This window comes from Streptomyces microflavus (assembly GCF_014650075.1).
GTDB classification, from domain to species: domain Bacteria; phylum Actinomycetota; class Actinomycetes; order Streptomycetales; family Streptomycetaceae; genus Streptomyces; species Streptomyces microflavus.
This window is the reverse complement of the sequence record NZ_BMUG01000004.1, coordinates 483404-500543: the sequence shown is the minus strand read 5'-3', so window position 1 is coordinate 500543 and position 17140 is coordinate 483404. Positions and strand designations below refer to the sequence as shown.

The following is a 17140-nucleotide window of genomic DNA, read 5'->3' as shown; positions in this document are numbered from 1 at the left end:
CGCTATCCTATTCGACCCAGCACATACAGCTGTTCAGCGGCCACCGCTCCTCCCAAGTGAAGTTCTCCCTCACAGCGGCTCCATAAGTGTCCCTGAACACCGGATTCCTATCGCGGGGAATGAGGTGCGTCGCAGAGTTCCAGTCCGAAAGATTGGTCGCGGTGAACTTGAGCCGCACCGTCCCCTTCTTCCTGTCAACAGCAGTGATCTGACCTGTAGCCGTATAGCTGCCGAGAAACGCGTCGGCCTGATTCTTCGTTCCGAAAGACCCATTACTGAGCGTGCCCATCACGTCATTGGCCACACCGCGCGGGGTGTTCAGCTTGTACCACGGACTTCCGGGCTCCGGCCCCTTGTCCTGGTATTTGAAGTCGAGGGGAGCCAGGGCCCCCTCCGCACCGGCGCCGTCATTGACGGCCTGTCCGACCAGTTTGGCGCGCATGTCCGTGAAAGTACTGTCGCTGGCGAGGATGGCCGTGAAAGCGTCACCACCCCGGAATTCCTGCTTCGGGGCCAAGGGAAATCCGCCTCCCCAGAGCCATCCGAAGAACAGGGCACGCGAGGTCTCCCACTCGTTTCGACTACCGCCCTCGTCGATGATTCCATAATCCGGACCCTGCCGAGCAAGGAAGTCTTCGAGGTTTCCGAAGTTGGCATACGGAATATCCCAGGCACCGGTGATGTAGTTGAACGTCGCACCGGGAACCCAACCGCCCAAGCCGTTGGACGTCGAGCCGGCCGACGACGTGACGGCTGTGCCACCACCGCCACTGCCACCGCCACCACCACCGCCACCGCCACCGCCCCACCCGGACGACACGTTGCTGTCCGCCTCTTCCATGCCAGCGGGGCAACTGCCTCGCTGGCAGGAAATCGAGCCCTGGCCGCTCGGGTCCGAGAGAGTCACCGGAGTGTTCTCCGCGTAGCTGTACCCATTGAGCGACTGCGCCTTGTCAATCTCCAAGAGGGGGTCGACGCTGAGGAATTGACCGATAACGGGATCGTATTCACGTGCCCCTATGTGGGTCAGACCGGTAAGAACGTCGGCAGGCTTCCCCAAGAAGGCCTTGTCATCGGGCCATGCGGCGGGAGCGCTGCCGCGAGGCGCTCCGAAGGGGGTGGAGAAACGTCGGACGACGGTCATCGTGACGGCGTCGACGGCGATACTCGACGTCCCGTGGTGGTCGGCGGCGAGGAACGTCAGCGTAGTACCTGATACGCCCGCGGTCGCTGTGCGCACGGCGATCGTCTGCTGAGCGGCCGAGTAATAACGGGTTCCCTTCAGCGTTGTGCCTGTTCCCTTCTTCGTCAGGCGGATCTCGTTGGTCCCGAGGTACAGCACGGTGTCGCCGTCAGCGGTGCTGTTGCGGCGGATGAGGAGTTCCCCCGCAGCGTCGTACAGGTAGTCGGTCCCTATGGCCGCCTTCCCACCGGCGGCGGGTTCCGTGACAGAGGCCAGCTTTCCTTCGCTGTCCCAGATCAGGCTCTGGGCGGCCGCCTGCTTGCCGGGGCGGGTGGTGGTGTTGCCGGCCAGGTCATGGGCGTAGCCGCTGACCTTGCCCCCTGTGGTCGTGCTGCTGAGAGGATGGGGCTGCCCGGTCGGCGTGCCGTAGGAGTAGTCGGTGACCGTGTCACCCGCCGCAGCATGCTGGGTGGAGGTCTTGCGCTGTCCCGCCTCGTTGTACGTGTAGCTCGTCCAGTACGGTGCGGCGCCGCCGAGGTTGGCCGTGGTGCGGCCCGCGCTGCCGCAGCCCGCGCTCTTCGGTGTCCAGGCTTCGGTCAGTCGGCGCTGCCCGTCGTACGCGAAGCACTGGTAGTCCGCCTGGCTTGCGCCGCCCATGGTGCTGTTGTCGAAGATCGAGGTGACGTTACCGGCGTCATCCTGCGAGAAGGCCAGGTCCTGCAGTCGGTAGCTGTGCACGTCGGACGTGGCGAAGGAGTTGGTGAGCCGTCGTGTTCCGGACTCGTACTGGTAGTTGAGATACACCTTCCTGGTGGACGCCGCGTCCGTCGCCAGCGACAGCTGGTTGAGGTCTCCGAGCGGCGAGTAGGCGGCACCCTGCACATAGCCGGTCGTACCCTTCGCGGTGGTGTGGAGCCCCTTTCCGCGGAAGTTGTACCCGTAGGAGACGGTCTCCGCAGGCAGGCCACCCGCGGCCGGGCTCTGCGCCTGTTTGATGCTGCCATCGAGGTTGTAGACCGTGCTGAAGGAGAGAATCTGCGGGACGCCGGCGGCGACCAGCGGTTCCTTCGTCCTGTCCGGCAGAATCAGCTGGTTTCCGGTGGCCTGGTAGAGGGGGTCGTAGGCAGTGATCTTCTGTGTATACGCCCTGCCCGCCGTTCCGGATCCGCCGGTGTAACGCACTGTGGTGTCCGGCTGTCCCTTTGCCAGCGAGTCGAAGGTCCACGCCGCGAGCTTCGTCGCGTCGGACTTCACTCCGTCCCACAGCCCGGTCTTGCGGCCGAGCTCGTCGTACCCGGACAGCAGTACCTTGTTGCGCGCGTCGGTGATGCTGACCGCCTGGTCGAGCGCGTTGTACTCAGTGACGACCTCGCCCTTGTCCGGGTCCACCGTGCTGGTCTCACGACCGAAGAGGTCATAGCCGGAGTCCCACGTGGACTTGTCGGGGGCGGTGATGACGTCCTGCTTGCCGGTCGGCGTGTAGGTGATGCCGGTCTTCGTGTACGCGGTCCCCGTGGGTTGCGGGCCCGCGTACTCACGGCGCTCGACGGTCTGTCCGAGCGCGTTGGTGACCTCCGCGGTGGCTCGTCCACCCTGCGGTGCGCTCTTGGCCACCACGTCACCGGTGTAGGAGGTGGTGATCGTCGAGCGGACCACGTTGTAGTTCTTCGTCACCTCCCGCACCACGCGGCCGGCCCCATCGAAGGTGTTGTCGGTCTGCTTCGGGGCCTGGCCCCCGTCGACCTGCACCATGGTGCCCGACGGGTCGGACCTGTTGTCCCAGATGTCGGCCTGTGTGGAGACCGCGAGGCCGCGGTCGTCGTACAGCGTCTGGGCGACGATCCTTCCCCCTGCCGGGGAGACGGCCTGCACCTGGCGAGTCCTCAGTAGGGAGTCGAAGAACTCGTACGTCGTGTTGTAGCCACTCGCATCCCCGTTGAGAGTCGCGCTGGCGACCCAGGACACATCTGTGTTGATCAGCCGGTACGTGTACACAAAGTTGGGGCTCTTGCCCAGCGACTTCGACCGGTTGGGCAGCCACACCTTGACGACACGGCCGAGAGCGTCGTACTCGGACTCCGTCACCCTTCCGTTCGGGTCGGTGACCTTCGTCCCGAAGCCCGTGCCGATGTCGAGCGCGGTGGTCGTGGCGTGGAGTTTCGCGTTCTTGACGGTCGTCGCCGTCACCGGGCCTGTGAGCGTCGGTACGTACGTCGTCTGCGCCGTCAGCTTATCGTTCATGTCCTTGACCAACTCGGCGCGGCCCAGGGCGTCGTAGTCCGTGGTGGTCATCTTCTGCCACACCGGAGCGTCAGCCGCGTCGTAGCTCTGGGCCCGGCCGGTCCAGCGGGCCTCACCCTTCACAGGTTTCTGCGCGGCTGTCCAGGTGGTGGAGTCGTAGGAGGTCGCGGTGTCGGAGATGACGTCGCCGGGCCTCCTGCTGTCAGCGGGGAGATCCAGCGCGGCGTCCTTGACGCCACACGCCTTCGCCACCGTGCGGGTGCGGGAGACGAGGGAATTGATACCGGCAGCGTCGTTACGCGCGTACCAGGTACGTGTGCACTTCTCGTCCCCGGGCACCGCGTTGTCCCCGCGATCCTCCACGGCCTCGGCCATGCCGTAGTCGTCGTAGGACGTCGTCGTGGTCCGCACCCGGTCGTAGGGGGTCGTGCCGCTGGTGACGTTGGTACGGGCGTGACTGGCACCGCTGCGAACGTAGTAGGCCTCGATATCCGCGTAGGACTTGTGCTGTGTGGCTGTCCGCCTGGACCAGGGGTCGTTGACCGTGCCGGCCACCTCGACCGTGTTGTCGTAGGTCACCGTCTCCCGGGTGAAGCCGGCGTATTGGCCGTGGTCGTCGATGGCCGGTGCCTTGATACCGGTGACCGTGGCCGTTCTCCGCTTGTCCGGGTCAAGCGTCCGGCCGTCCGGCCCTAGGACTCGGTCGCCGTGCATCCCGCGCATGAAGACGGTCACCGTCCTGCTCCGGGCACGGCCGTCGCGTCCGGAGCCGACGAAATGGGTCACCCGCTGGAAGCCGCGCCAGATCGACCAGGTGCGTTCCTCCTCAGGAGTGAACGGGTCCTCGTTGTAGTGCCACGCACCGCCACCCGAATACTGGTAGGTGTGCAGCACGGCCTCGGAGCCGCCGTGGGGGTCCGAGTTCGAGACGGTCTGTACCGGGTACTTCTGGAACCAGTCCAGCGTCGGTTCCTGCCCCCCGTTGGGGGCCCAACGCACCGGATAGCAGCGCTTGGTGTTCTCGTCGGCCCTGGGCTTCGTCCCGGCCGCGGCGCAGTCCGACGGCAGGTAGGTGACGACGGTCTGCGAGCCCGCCTCGGAGGTGATGGTGTACAGGCGCGGCTTGTACAGCGGGAGGATGTCGTCGGTCTCGCCGTCGACACGGTTGGCGAGAAACTCGTGCTGGAAGGTTACGGGGTCCAGGCTGAGTGCTGTGCCCCGGTTCCCCGTGTGCCGGATCTCGTTCAGCCACAAGGACTGGTCGGTGGTGTCACCCGTGTCACCGGGGTCGAGGTACTTCTGCTTCAGCGCCCAGGTGTCCACCTTGGCGAATCCCGGGGTTGCCGCTGCGGCGTCCCAGGCATACGTGGCGATCGCCGTCATGCGCTTGCGGGTGAAGAAGCTGGGGCCGACGTTGCCGGTGCACTTCTTGCTGTCCTGACAGACCGCGTCGAAGGGAACGTCCGGCCAATTGGCCCGGGTGTCCTTCCCCAGGGCATCGCAACCGGTCCCGGCTGCGATGCACCGCTCGGCATAGGAGAAGACAACCTTGTCCGACGCTTGCGGTGAGCCGGTGAAGAGCGCTCCGGCGCGCTGGCCGTAGCGGATTTCCTTGAGATATCCGCCGCGGATGTAGGGCGTGCCGGTGTCGTCGTCGCCGAGCTGATCGTAGTTGTTCGTCTCGGCCGCGTACCAGTACGTCATGGCGTTCGCGTGGGTGTCCTCCACGTAGTCGAGGTTCCAGCGCCACGCCTGCTTCTTCGACCGGCCCGCGAAACTGGTGCCGTCCGCGTATCCCGGCTCGCCCTCGTCGTCACCGAAGACGGGGACGGTCCACACCGACTCGGTGCGGTTGCCCGCCGGTGCACCCTCCAGCTTGTCCAGGCCGAAGACGTACTTGGTGCCGTTTCCGGTGACGACGGTCCAGTGCTCCCCGTTGTCGTCGCCGTTGTCCGCACCGGTGGAGCGGGTGACGGTCGAGGCATCGTCGTTCTTGAGCCGCCACTTCCCCGTGGTGTCGTCCTTGACGAGCTCGGTGGCCTGACCGTTCAGGACCAGTGAGGCGTTGTCGTACTTCCAGCACAGATCGGACTTGTCGGTTTGCCCGTCGTCGTCGCAGGAGCCGTACTTGCGCTCGATGAAGGAGGAGGTGATGTCGAAACCCTCACCGATGACCGTGCCCTGGTTGTTGGTCGACGCGGTCCGGCCATCGACGCTGCCCGAGTCATAGGAGATCGCCAGGTCCGGCTTCGGGCCGGCCGCCGACGGCGGAACCCGCAGCGGGTAGGACCAGGTGAATGTGCCGGAGGACCCGCCGGCCGCCCATGCCGAGGAGGACTCGAGCGGTGTGGCCTTGTAGTCGCCGCCGCCGGACTTCGTACCCGCGGCGAGGGCCAGCACCATGGTTCCGGCTGAAGCAGAGGACGACCGCAGCTTGTCCGAGGCGCCGGTGAAGACCAGCCGGCTCTCGATCGTCTGGTCCTTGCGGTGATTGGCGGACTTCAGCGGTGTGCGGCTCCGGCACTTGGCGCTCGCATCGTTCGTCAGCGCACAGGCCGGGAGCCGCAGAATCTGCAGGCGCCCCGCCCAGTCCCCGCCGTAGGCCGAGGCGAACGCCGAATAGTCGATACCCAGGTCCGCCGACCCCCCGCCGCTGGGACCCTTGACCGTCAGGACGACGCCTTTGACACCCAGCCGGACGGCCGCACTCTGGTCCAGGACACTGACCTTCACGCCGTCACCTGGCGTCAGCGCCTTGTTCTTGTCCGCCAGCTTCTTGTCCGCCGACTCGAAATCCTTGAGTTCTACAGGCAGAGTCCCCGGGGCCGCCAAGGCCGTGCCTGTGGCCGACGGCGTCAGCATGGCGCTGCCGGCCCGCGGCCAGGTCACACTGCGGGCCGCCTGTTCCGTCTTGGCACGTGCGGCGTCCCGCCGGACCGCGGCCGCCCCCTCTTCCACTGCCGCGGCGGTCTTCTTGTTCGTCTTCGCGGTGAACGGCGAGACCTTGTCCGGGCGCGCGGCCTTCAGACGCGGCTTGCCCAGCGGATCGGTGTCGGCCGCGAACGCCACGGGTGCCAGAAGTCCCGGCAGAAGCAGAAAGCTGAGAACGGCTGCGACTCGGCGCGCCGCTCTCCTGGCTCCCGGTCTGTGCCGACCGCCGTCGGCAGCCGGTATGTGCCCGTTCATGTGGATGTCCATTTCAGATATTGCCGCTGGCGGCGGCGTGTGCGAGCAGCGCTCATTCGTGGCTGCTCGGACGGTCGGGAAGAACGCGTCCAGGACAGCCCTGACGGCCGGACGGGGGAGCGCTGCCCACCGTCCGGCCTTGGGCGGGGGGCGTGGTTACTCTTCGCCCGGGTTGCCGAGTGCCTTGATGCTGACCTGATCGGCGGTCATGGCACCCGTCCAGATGCGCATCTCGTCAAGAGCGCCGGGGAGATGATGCCCCGTCTTCCCGCCGGCGGAGCCGCGGCCCGCGGCGAGGTCCCCGCTCCCCTGCATAGGCGTGGTGAACGCGGACTTCTCCTCGCGGGCCTGTTCAGCTTCGTTGACGTACAGGTGCGTCTCTCCGAAGCCTTCCTCGGTGCTCTCGGTGGCGTCGTACACACCGGTGATCTGCACCCAGGTGTCCATCTCGGCGCTCGCTCCGGAGGGAACAGAACCGGTTTCGATCACCTTGCCGGTGGCATCGGTCGCCGTACGGCCGAAGCGCCACAGGTAGCCGTCCTGGGAGACCTTCTCCACCCAGAGCGCCCAGGAGGATTCCCCCGCGGACGGTGTCTGCTGGCCGAACACCTGGGCTCGGTAACCCACGGGTTTGGCCGCGAACAGGGCGGCGTCCAGTTTGACGTCCGCGGTGACGGTGAACGATCCGGTCTCGTCCACGGCCGGGCCGTACGTCGATATGCCACCCGACACTCCGTCGAGCCGCAGTTCGTTGTTCTCCGCGTCCGCGGTCGCCCCGGTCGCCGAAATGTCCATGTCGACCGAGGCGTACCAGGTCCATTCAGGAACCTTGCCGTCGGTAGCCCCAGCGGTATCCCAGTAACCCACCAACTCGGTCGCCGGTACACCGTCCTGACGCAGAGCACTGTCCTCCCGCACCTCATCGGAGGTGAGCGGCCGCTGCCAGACGGTCACCTCGTCGACGCGGCCGGAGAAGTACTGGCCGATCTTCGAGCGGCCGAAGTACATGCCTCCTGTGGAGGCAGCCGGCGTGTAGCTCGCGTTGGTGCTGTGCAGCCCCACCGGAGCCCCCTGGGCCCGGCCGTTGACGAACAGCTGGATTGTGTCGTTCGTCTTGTCGCTGTCACCCTTGGTGTCGAAGACACCGGCCAGGTGGGTCCACACCTCCATGGGCGGGTCCACCGTGGAACCGTAGGACCTGACGTAGACGGGGCTCTGTACATCGGCGACCGCGCGGTTGAAGACCCACCGCCTCGCATCGGGTGAGTAATAGATGTGGAACGCCGAGCCGTAGGCGCCCGGGGCCGAGGCCACCACGCGGGTCTGGGAGGCGTCGGTGAGCAGAGCCCACGTGGAGATGGTGAACGACTCCTTGGTGTTCAACGGGGGCGTGGCGGTGGACGCATAGCCCACCTGCTTGGCCGGGTCGCTGGTGTCGTCGTTCAGCGACAAGGAGTAGTCATCCGTACCGCGGCGCCCCATGACCGACCAGGTGGCAGAGGTGTTGCCGGCCTGCGGGTACAGCGTCGCGTCGTGCCGAAGACCCTCGGTGGCGCTGTCTGCCGCGGTCTTGACCGCGGAACCCGGCACGCCGTCCGCGAAGTGCCAGCGTCCCACCGGTCCTGCCGCCGGGGCGACCTTGAAGACGAACTCCGCCGGGGCTCCCCAGCGGCTACGGACGTCCCTGGCCTCCACCGTCAGCACCTGGGTGCCGGAAAGCGCCGGGACCGGCGCGACCGTGACGGAGGATCCGGTCGCCTCCTTGGCGCCCTTGTCGCTCAGGAGCCGCCAGCGGTAGCCGATGATGTCCTTGTCCGCGGCGTTGGGCGTGAGTTTGAACTGCCCCGCCCGCCCCGGACCGCCCTTGCCCTCGCACAGTGTTGCTGTGCAGGAGGTGTAGACGCCGGTACTTGTTATCTGAGGGGCCTTGGGCGATGTCGCGTCTATCTTAAAATAGCACCAGGGTGAGTAGCCCGAGGACACCTTGGACGTCACCTTGTTGAGTGTCCAGTAGGACTGGGTCAGCGCCTTCATCCGGTACAGCGTTCCGTCGGCACGGGAGGAGATGCGGACTCTCTCCACATGTCCGTCCGGCCGGAAACCCGACGCCGGTGACATGGCCGTCCACGCCGTGGCCCAGGTGCTCCCGTTCTGTTGTTCCACGTGGAAGTAGGCCCGCAGGGAGCCGGTGAACTCGCCGCTCTTCGGCTGCACCTGGGTCTGGAGCGCCCCTTGGAGCATCGGGTCGAGGCGCGTCACCGTGGTGGGCGCAGTCGCGGACTTCGAACAGTACTGCTGCGTCCCGTCACCAGGGATCACGCCGACGCTGGTCGGCACACCCGGCTTGGGTACGTAGATGACCTGAAGTTCGGCATTGTCGTCGAAGCGCTTCCAGGCCGACGCGTCGCCTTCGTCCTTGGCCCGCAGGGACAAGGTGAATCGCGAGAACTTGCCTTCGGCGAAGCTGCGCACCGTGGAAGTGAGGTTCTCGTCCGTCTCGTCGGCGTTGTCGCTGAACTCGATCCAAGCGTCCGGCTGGGACGGGCTGCAGTTGGTGCTCCGGCCCGCGGAGACGTTGCGGTCACCCATGTGGTCCAGTACCGCGGGGCCTGGCCACTTGGTGGCCTTGGAAATGTTGTCGGTCCGCTTGAGGTCCACCCAGTGCGGGGTGCAGTCGAAGGACCAGGTCTCGTACGCCCGGAACGTCGCGTCCAGGACATGCTTGCCGGTGAGCTTCGTGGGTGCGAACTCGAAGAACATCCGGTTCGTGTAACTGGCGCCCGTGGTGCAGTAGTACGGCCCGGCAGTACTGCACCGGCCGACGCCGTAGTCGCCGCTGAACTGCCAGAAGCGGTCACCGTCGGACGACAGCACGCTGCGTTCGGAATGTTCGGCACCGATCGGCGGGTCGATATAGACCGGATAGACCGTGTCCTTGCCGCGCAGGACGTCCAGGTCCGGCTCGACGGTGATCGCTCCGCTCCCGACCTTGACCGGCAGGAGCGCGCTGGCGTCCCCCTTGCTCGGCCGGGCCGACTCGTCGGCTCCCATCGGGCCTTCGCCGGACTCCGCGGCCGGCGAGCCCGAACGCGTCGAGAATGCCGTCCGGGAGGCCCGTACGGTCGTGACGTCATCGCCCGCCGAGTCCCACATCTGACCGACAGGACCGCTGAAGGCGACGTTGCCGTCCTCGTCGACGGCGCTGATACCGCCTCCGGAACCGGGCTGGATACGCAGCCCTTCACCGCGCGCGCCCATGGTGATTTCGCTGAGCGCCGGGTTGGCCGCCGCTTCGGCTGACTTGACCACCAAGACCTGGCGGTATCCCTCCAGCGTCGCGGTCAGTTGCAGGTCGACGCCCTTGAGCACCTCGGGGTACGTGGCTGTCGCACCCTCGAGCACCGGCTTCGGCAGCGGGCCAGGCCAGGCCAGCGTCATGGCGCCCCGCTGCCCGCCCAGGCGCACCAGGTCCTCGCCCGCCCCGCCACCGGAGAACCGCAGGTCCACGACGGCTCCCTTCGGACCGACACTGCCGTCCTGACGCCGTTCGAGAGTGGCGTCCGTGTCCCGCCAGGAGCCGTTCGCGCCGCGGACCCGCTGCGGTTCGGTCGACTGCGTCAGTGTGAGCGTGCCGTCCGGATTGGCCATCGTCTGCGTGTACTCGGTCCGTTCGGCCAGCACCTCGACCGGACGGCCGCTTTCGGCGGCCTCCTCGAGTGCCGACCGGTCGTCGGACAGCCCGGTCTCGGCCCAGCCGGACGAGACCGGTGCCACCACGGAAGCAGCTACAGCGAGCGCCACGGTCACCGCTGCACCCCGAAAACCACCTCGCCAGTGGTTCGTTCGCCGATTGCGCATGGAGCGCAACGACCCCCTCTTCACAATGCCCACCCTATTTTCATATGAAAGTCACAGGCGGCAGACCTAACCGGATCATTGACATGGCGTCAATGAGATCAATGCCACTAGGCGTACATCGAGAGGCTGGTCGCGGCCGCCCACAGCGTCGTTGCCACGAGGTGGCGCCCTGGAGGAGGTCGGGGCGCGCCGCCGCAGGGCCGGGCGGACGATTTCAACTGCCTTGCGTCGGAACGCTGATGGCGGCAAGACCACGGTACGGAGCCGTTGCGAGGGGACGCCGGCCAGCGTGTCGGCTTCACGGCGCTAGGCGGAACCGGTCGGCGGACGTCTGACGTTGCCGTCCGCCAGGTGTGGTAAATGAGCAGGCCCGGGCCCCGTCAACGACGGGGCCCGGGCCTGCTCCTTCACTTCTGCAGTCCGGCCGCCTCAGGCCTTGTGCTGCATCGACGAGCGGGCCGGGTTGCCTTGGTCCGCCGCCTTCGGGTCCTTCTCGCCCGCCTTCGCGCGTACGCCCTGCTCGACGCGCTTGCCGAGTGTGGCGTCGACGTTCGACCAGTAGGTGAACGCCCGCTGGAGGACCGGTTCGGTCACGCCGTTCAGGAGGTGGCCGACGATGTTGTCCACCAGCCGGTCCCGCCCCGCGTCGTCCAGGACCTCGCGGACCATGGTGCCCGCCTGGCCCCAGTCGTCGTCCTCGGCGTGGTCGACGTAGGCCGCCCGGGTGATGTCACCGTCGGCGTACCAGCTCGGCGGGGTGCCGTAGCGCTCGGTGTCGGCCGCCGGGCCGCCCTTGGAGTTCGGGGCGTAGACCGGGTCGGTGGTCTTCCGGTACGCCATCGCTCCGTCCTTGGAGTACGTGTGCACCGGGGCCACGGGGGCGTTGACGGGCAGCTGCTGGTAGTTGCCGCCGATGCGGTAGCGGTGCGCGTCCGCGTAGCTGAACAGCCGGGCCAGGAGCATGCGGTCCGGGCTCGGGCCGATGCCGGGGACGAAGTTGTTCGGCTGGAACGCCGCCTGCTCGATCTCCGCGTGGTTGTCCGTGGGGTTGCGGTCCAGCGTCATCCGGCCGACCTCGATCAGCGGGTAGTCGCCGTGCGGCCACACCTTGGTCAGGTCGAAGGGGTTGAACCGGTAGTCCTTGGCGTCCTCGTACGGCATGATCTGGACCTTCAGCGTCCAGCTCGGGTACTCCCCGTCGCGGATGTGCTCGAACAGATCACGCGTGTGGTAATCAGTGTCCGCGGAGGCCATCTGGTCGCCCTCGTCCTGCGTGAACGTCTCGACGCCCTGGTCGGTCTTGAAGTGGTACTTCACCCAGAACCGCTCACCCTGCGCGTTGATCCACATGTACGTGTGCGAGGTGTAGCCGTTCATGTGGCGCCAGCTGCGCGGGATCCCCCGGTCGCCCATCAGCCAGGTGACCTGGTGGGCCGACTCCGGCGAGAGCGTCCAGAAGTCCCACTGCATGTCGTGGTCGCGGAGGTTGTTGTCCGCCCGGCGTTTCTGGGACCGGATGAAGTGCTGGAACTTCATCGGGTCCTTCACGAAGAACACGGGGGTGTTGTTGCCCACCATGTCGTAGTTGCCTTCGCTGGTGTAGAACTTCACCGCGAAGCCGCGCGGGTCCCGCCAGGTGTCCGGGCTGCCCCGCTCCCCCGCCACGGTGGAGAACCGCGCGACCAGCTCGGTCGTGGTGCCGGGCTGGAAGAGTGCGGCCTTCGTGTACGCGGAGACGTCCGCGGTCACTTCGAACTTCCCGAAGGCCCCGCTGCCCTTGGCGTGCGGCTGGCGCTCGGGGATGCGTTCGCGGTTGAACTGGGCCATCTGCTCGATCAGGTAGGAGTCCTGGAGCAGGATCGGCCCGCCCGGGCCGACGGTGAGCGAATGCTCGTCGCTCTCCACCGGGGCACCGGAGTCGGAGGTGGTCGGCTTGCGCGAGGTGTCGGTCATGTCGTCGTTTCCTCTTGTTTGTCTTCCGCAGACGTGTCGGCGATGTCTCCTGCTACGGCTGCCCTACTGGCCCTCTGCCAATGTAGGCAAACATGGATGAACCGACCCGTCGAGGAGTCGGCCCAGCGGGGCCCCCGGACCGCGTCAGCGGGAGCGCTGCCCCGTGACCAGGCGGTAGACGAGCAGAACGATCACCGAACCGACGATGGCCGCGATCCACGTCGACAGGCTGAAGAATCCGTCGATCGAGTCGACGCCGAAGATCACCTTGCCCAGCCAGCCGCCGAGCAGCCCGCCCACGATCCCGATCACCATCGTGAGGAGACAGCCCCCCGGGTCCTTGCCCGGAGTCAGCGCCTTGGCGATGAGTCCCGCGAACAGGCCGATGAGGATCCAGGCGATGATGCTCACGAAATTCTCCCTTTACGTTGCCGACGTGCCGGCACCCCTGTGGCGCCCGGCACCCTCCGCGTATCCCCGTAAAGGAAGCTCACACATGGACCGGATCCCGGCCGTCACCCCAGGGGATCCGTCATTCGCCGGTATGCGCTACGCCGTACGGGGACGGAGGCGGGGACGGGCCCGCCCCGGCCCCTCCGGTCTCGCCGGCCCTTCCCGTCGTTCAGTCCAGGACCGCCGTCGCCTCGATCTCCACCAGGTGCTCCGGTACGTCCAGGGCCGCGACACCCACCAGCGTGCCCGGCGGGACCGGGGTGACGCCCAGCTTCGCCGCCGCCCGGGCAGCGCCCTCCAGGAACTGCTCCATCTTGTCGGGTGTCCAGTCGACGACGTACACCGTCAGCTTCGCCACGTCGTCGAAGGAACCTCCGGCGCCGGCCAGAGCCGTTCCGATGTTGAGGTAGCACTGCTCGACCTGGGCGGCGAGGTCGCCCGCACCGACCGTGGCGCCGTCGGCGTCCCAGGCGACCTGCCCGGCGATGAAGACGAGCTTCGAACCCGTCGCGACCGAGACCTGCCGGTAGACCCCGGCCTTCGGCAGTCCCTCGGGGTCCAACAGAGTGATGGCCATGTTCCGCGCCTCCTCGTAGAGAGCTGGTGGAGGGGAGCCCGCACGGGCCCCCAGCTGCCACCGGACCGGGATGTTCCGGTCTCTTGTGGTTACCCAGGAACCGTAGGAGAGTGAGCGCTGACGTGGAAGAACGCACTTTTCGGTGACGGAGGAACCTCATGGTGACCAAGCAGTTCAGCGGCTCGCCCGACGAGGCGGACCTGCGGCGCGCGGACTCGCTGGCGCGCGAGATCTTCTCGGACGTCGCCAACAAGTGGGCGCTCCTGATCATCGAGACCCTCGGTGACCGCACCCTGCGCTTCAGCGAGGTGCTCAAGGACATCGACGGCATCAGCCACAAGATGCTCACCCAGAACCTCCGCATGCTGGAGCGCAACGGACTGGTGGAGCGGACCGTGTACCCGACCGTGCCGCCGAGGGTCGAGTACACCCTCACCGAGCCCGGCCAGGGTCTGCGGGGGACGGTCCACCTCATGTGCGACTGGACCCAGCAGCACCTCGGTCACATCGAGGAGGCCCGGGGCCGCTTCTCGGGCTGAGTCCCGGGGGGGGCGAAGGGGTGCGGGCGGCGGCCCGACCCGATCCGATCAAGTGATCGCCCGTCCGACGCAACGCCCGCCCCCCTTCGCGCGTCTCCACGTGCGTGATGGATTTCCTGGACCCGTCCGATTCGGGCGCCCCCGATGACGACGAAGTGACCGTACGACCAGGCCCGTTGTGGCGCCACGCCCTGTGGGTGGTGGGCGTCACCGCCTTGGGGGTGGGCCTGGGCTGGGCCGGCTCGCTGTTCCGCCTCGGCCCCGACGACTACGGGCTGCTCGCCGCCGCCCCGGGGTCGCCCTGGACCTACCTGGGCGCCTGGGCCGTCACCGGCCTGGCGGCGACTGCCGTTCTGCGGGCAGCGGCCGCCAAGGTGCCGGTGCCCTCCCCCGGCACGATCGCCGTGATCCTCCTCCTTATAGGCACGCGCCTCTCCCTGGGCTGGCGCCCGGAGACGCCGGAGCTCGCCGCCATGGTGGCGGGTGCGCTGGTCCTGGCGGGCATCTGGGCAGCGATCGCCCTGCGCGCGGACGCCGTTGCGCGAAAGGCACCGAAGCCGGAGAGCCCCGGCGCGTCCTGATGGCGGATCAGCAGGTCACACCAGGGTCATGCTGATCTGCTCCCCCAGGATGGTCCAGTGCTGCCGGATCCCGGAGGGGTTGCACGACTCGACGTTGACGATCCGGCTTCTCGGGTAGTCGCTGGACAGGCACATGCTGGGGTGCGCGGACTGGAAGACCGCCTCGCCGCTGATGGTCCAGCGCTGACGGGTGCTGGAGTTGCACGACTCGACGTTGACGATCCGGCTTCTCGGGTAGTCGCTGGTCAGACACATGCTGGGGTGCGCGGACTGGAAGACCGCCTCGCCGCTGACGGTCCAGCGCTGCCCGGCCCCGGAGCTGCACGACACCACATTGACGATGCGGGTGGTCGGATAGTTGCTGTTCAGACACATGACACCGGCAGCCGGCCCCACTTCGGCGGGAGCAGCGGTGGCTGCCGCCACGGGCGATGGCAGGGCTAAGGGCGTCAGTGCGAGCAGGGCAGGTACGAGGAGCTTACGGAGCACGTCGGCCATGAGGGGTAACCCTTCGGGTAGGTGAGTTGAGGCGTTGAAAGATTCCCCTCAACCCCCCTGCCCCGCACGCCACTTGCTGGAAATGGATCGTGATCCGGCGCAAAGCCGCCACCCGCCGCCGGATCCTGAACCGGCACCCCTCCCCCACCGCCCAAGATCATCGTGTGCAGAATAGCTTTTATGCCGATATCGAACACGCCGCGTCCGGCCACGGCCGACGACGCTCCGGACATCAGCCGCACCCTGGCCCTCGCCTTCGACGACGACCCGATGATGCGCTGGTTCCTCCCCGATGCCGCATCCCGCGAGGCGGCGCTGGGCCGCTACTTCACCACGCTCTTCACCCGGCAGTACGTCCACCACGGCGTGTGCGAGCGCACCGGGGCCGCGGCCGCGTTCTGGGTGGCGCCGGAGGCGCAGGCGAAGGCCGTTCCCGACGCGGAGACCATCGAGGAACTGCGCCGGATCCTCGGCGACCGGGCCGACCTCTTCCGGGACGCCGTCATGACGGCCGCCGGCCACACACCCCAGGAACCGCACTGGTCCCTGGCGTTGATCGGCGCGGACCCTGCCGCCCAGGGCCAGGGCCACGGGGCCCGCCTCCTCCGCTCGGGCCTGGCGAAGGCCGACGCGGCCGGGCAGCCCGTCTACCTGGAGTCCTCCAAGGCCTCCAACCTCCCCGTCTACGAACACTTCGGCTTCACCCTGCGCGAGGAGTTCCGGCTCCCGGGCGACGGCGGCCCGAGGCTGTGGGGGATGTGGCGCGAGCCGCGCACCTGAGCGACCCGGGGCACGGAAGCCGGCCCACGGCGTCAGCCCAGCGTCTGGGTCAGCTCGCTGCGGGTGGAGGTGTGGACGACCCGGCCGCGCGCCCCATTGACGATCGGCAGGTACGGCGGAACGTGCCCGCACTCCACATCGGCGATGATGGGCACGTTCAGGGAGCCGAGTGCGTCGAGTACCGCCTCGTGCTGGGTGAGCGAATCGGTGCCGGGTGCCGAGGTCCGGCCGACGAGGATCGCGTTCGCCGTGTCGAAGAAGCCGGCCAGTCGCATCCCGTGCAGGTTCCTGCAGATGGCGAAGGCGTCGTCGCCACCCGCTTCGACGTAGACGAGGAGCCCCTGCGGCGACTCGGCCCGCGCGAACGCGGAGACGTCGAGGCAGGCCGTTCCCGCGAGGTTGCAGAGCATCTCGATACAGCCCCCGATCAGGCGCCCCTCGGCCTCCACATCCCCCTCGCCGTCCAGCCGCGTCCACCCGCCGGGTGTGTCGAGGGTGTACGTGCGTACGTCGGGTCGGGCGCGGTAGTCGTCCCAGCCCGTGGCCCGGTAGCGGCCGGGAGGCATCTGCGTGAAGCGGTGCCCCACAGGTGCGGAGACGATGTCGAGCCACGACGAGAGCCCCTCGGGCACCCGGTAGGGCGTGTCCATGAGGTTGTTGCCGTGCACGGTGGCCGTTCCCGTGAGGAGGGTGAACGGCGTCATGACGGTAGACAGGTCGGAGAACCCGACCAGCCAGGTGGGCTCGGCCTCACGCAGGCGGTCCCAGTCCAGCAGAGGCAGCAGGTCGATCGCCGTCTCCCCGCCCCAGGGCGGCACCACGGCCCTGATGCCGGGGTCCGTCAGCATCGCCGTCAGCTCGGCGGCGCGGTCGGCCGCCGGGGCACTGACATGACCGTCACCGCTCATGCAGTGCCCGACCACCACCTCGTACCCCCGGGCCTCCACCTCGCGGATCGCCACGTCGAGGCGCCCCTGAAGCTCCTTCGGGACGCCACTCGACGGAGATGTGACGCCGACGCGGTCAGCGGGACGCAGGGGGCGCGGGTATCGGACTGACATGCGCCGGATTCTGACAGGCCGAAGATTTCCCGGCACACCCTTTCATGGGCCTCCGGAGAGGAATCGGCCATTCTCGAATCCGCAGATCGCCCCTGCAGGGACGGTGCATCCACCGGAGAATTCCTGACCAGAGGTGGACGACGCACAGTTCGACCCGGTCGTGCTTGAGTACCTCCCACCACCTTCCTGAGTACGACACCGCCTCCGCCACCCGGCCCCCGTCGTGCGAG

10 protein-coding genes are annotated in these 17140 nt (G+C 67.6%); 3 read left to right on the top strand and 7 right to left on the bottom strand.

Annotation, left to right across the window (positions count from 1 at the left end):
- Window positions 1–7 precede the first annotated feature (7 nt).
- The 5 genes from IE264_RS14435 to IE264_RS14415 all read right to left on the bottom strand — a co-directional run bounded on the left by IE264_RS14435 (window position 8) and on the right by IE264_RS14415 (window position 13451).
- Entirely contained in the window at window positions 8–6610 is a 6603-nt protein-coding gene (locus IE264_RS14435) for an RHS repeat-associated core domain-containing protein (RefSeq protein ID WP_106973107.1), read from the bottom strand.
- A gap of 156 nt (window positions 6611–6766) precedes the next feature.
- Window positions 6767–10417, bottom strand: a complete 3651-nt coding sequence (locus IE264_RS14430; RefSeq protein WP_308428512.1) for a laminin G domain-containing protein — start codon at window positions 10415–10417, stop codon at window positions 6767–6769.
- A 480-nt stretch (window positions 10418–10897) separates the two neighbouring features.
- Entirely contained in the window at window positions 10898–12421 is a 1524-nt protein-coding gene (locus IE264_RS14425) for a catalase (protein WP_032757466.1), read from the bottom strand.
- Window positions 12422–12565: 144 nt separating this feature from the next.
- Window positions 12566–12832, bottom strand: coding sequence for a GlsB/YeaQ/YmgE family stress response membrane protein (locus IE264_RS14420; RefSeq protein WP_015611618.1), 267 nt, complete (start codon window positions 12830–12832; stop codon window positions 12566–12568).
- Between the two features lie 211 nt (window positions 12833–13043).
- Complete coding sequence (locus tag IE264_RS14415; protein WP_032757468.1) at window positions 13044–13451, bottom strand: RidA family protein; 408 nt, start codon at window positions 13449–13451, stop codon at window positions 13044–13046.
- A gap of 158 nt (window positions 13452–13609) precedes the next feature.
- Here IE264_RS14415 and IE264_RS14410 point away from each other — a divergent pair, with 158 nt between their 5' ends.
- Both IE264_RS14410 and IE264_RS14405 read left to right on the top strand, forming a co-directional pair.
- The gene (locus IE264_RS14410) at window positions 13610–13990 is read left to right on the top strand and encodes a winged helix-turn-helix transcriptional regulator (protein WP_015611616.1); all 381 of its coding nucleotides are present in this window, start codon (window positions 13610–13612) and stop codon (window positions 13988–13990) included.
- 107 nt (window positions 13991–14097) lie between these two features.
- Entirely contained in the window at window positions 14098–14571 is a 474-nt protein-coding gene (locus IE264_RS14405) for a hypothetical protein (RefSeq protein ID WP_015611615.1), read from the top strand.
- 15 nt (window positions 14572–14586) lie between these two features.
- Here IE264_RS14405 and IE264_RS14400 read toward each other — a convergent pair whose 3' ends face one another.
- Window positions 14587–15069, bottom strand: a complete 483-nt coding sequence (locus tag IE264_RS14400) for an RICIN domain-containing protein (RefSeq protein ID WP_032757469.1) — start codon at window positions 15067–15069, stop codon at window positions 14587–14589.
- A gap of 180 nt (window positions 15070–15249) precedes the next feature.
- Here IE264_RS14400 and IE264_RS14395 point away from each other — a divergent pair, with 180 nt between their 5' ends.
- A complete protein-coding gene (locus IE264_RS14395) occupies window positions 15250–15849 on the top strand; it encodes a GNAT family N-acetyltransferase (RefSeq protein ID WP_032757471.1) in 600 nt (199 codons plus the stop codon).
- Between the two features lie 32 nt (window positions 15850–15881).
- On the opposite strand, the gene IE264_RS14390 is transcribed toward IE264_RS14395, so the two are convergent.
- Entirely contained in the window at window positions 15882–16910 is a 1029-nt protein-coding gene (locus IE264_RS14390) for a S66 family peptidase (protein WP_032757473.1), read from the bottom strand.
- Window positions 16911–17140 lie beyond the last annotated feature (230 nt).

Excerpts from the sequence above, each read along its gene's own strand:
- IE264_RS14400 (WP_032757469.1), bottom strand. The coding sequence starts at position 15,069 with ATGGCCGACGTGCTCCGTAAGCTCCTCGTACCTGCCCTGCTCGCACTG.
- IE264_RS14390 (WP_032757473.1), bottom strand. The coding sequence starts at position 16,910 with ATGTCAGTCCGATACCCGCGCCCCCTGCGTCCCGCTGACCGCGTCGGC.
- IE264_RS14435 (WP_106973107.1), bottom strand. The coding sequence starts at position 6,610 with ATGAACGGGCACATACCGGCTGCCGACGGCGGTCGGCACAGACCGGGA.
- IE264_RS14395 (WP_032757471.1), top strand. The coding sequence starts at position 15,250 with ATGCCGATATCGAACACGCCGCGTCCGGCCACGGCCGACGACGCTCCG.
- IE264_RS14405 (WP_015611615.1), top strand. The coding sequence starts at position 14,098 with ATGGATTTCCTGGACCCGTCCGATTCGGGCGCCCCCGATGACGACGAA.
- IE264_RS14425 (WP_032757466.1), bottom strand. The coding sequence starts at position 12,421 with ATGACCGACACCTCGCGCAAGCCGACCACCTCCGACTCCGGTGCCCCG.
- IE264_RS14415 (WP_032757468.1), bottom strand. The coding sequence starts at position 13,451 with ATGGCCATCACTCTGTTGGACCCCGAGGGACTGCCGAAGGCCGGGGTC.
- IE264_RS14410 (WP_015611616.1), top strand. The coding sequence starts at position 13,610 with ATGGTGACCAAGCAGTTCAGCGGCTCGCCCGACGAGGCGGACCTGCGG.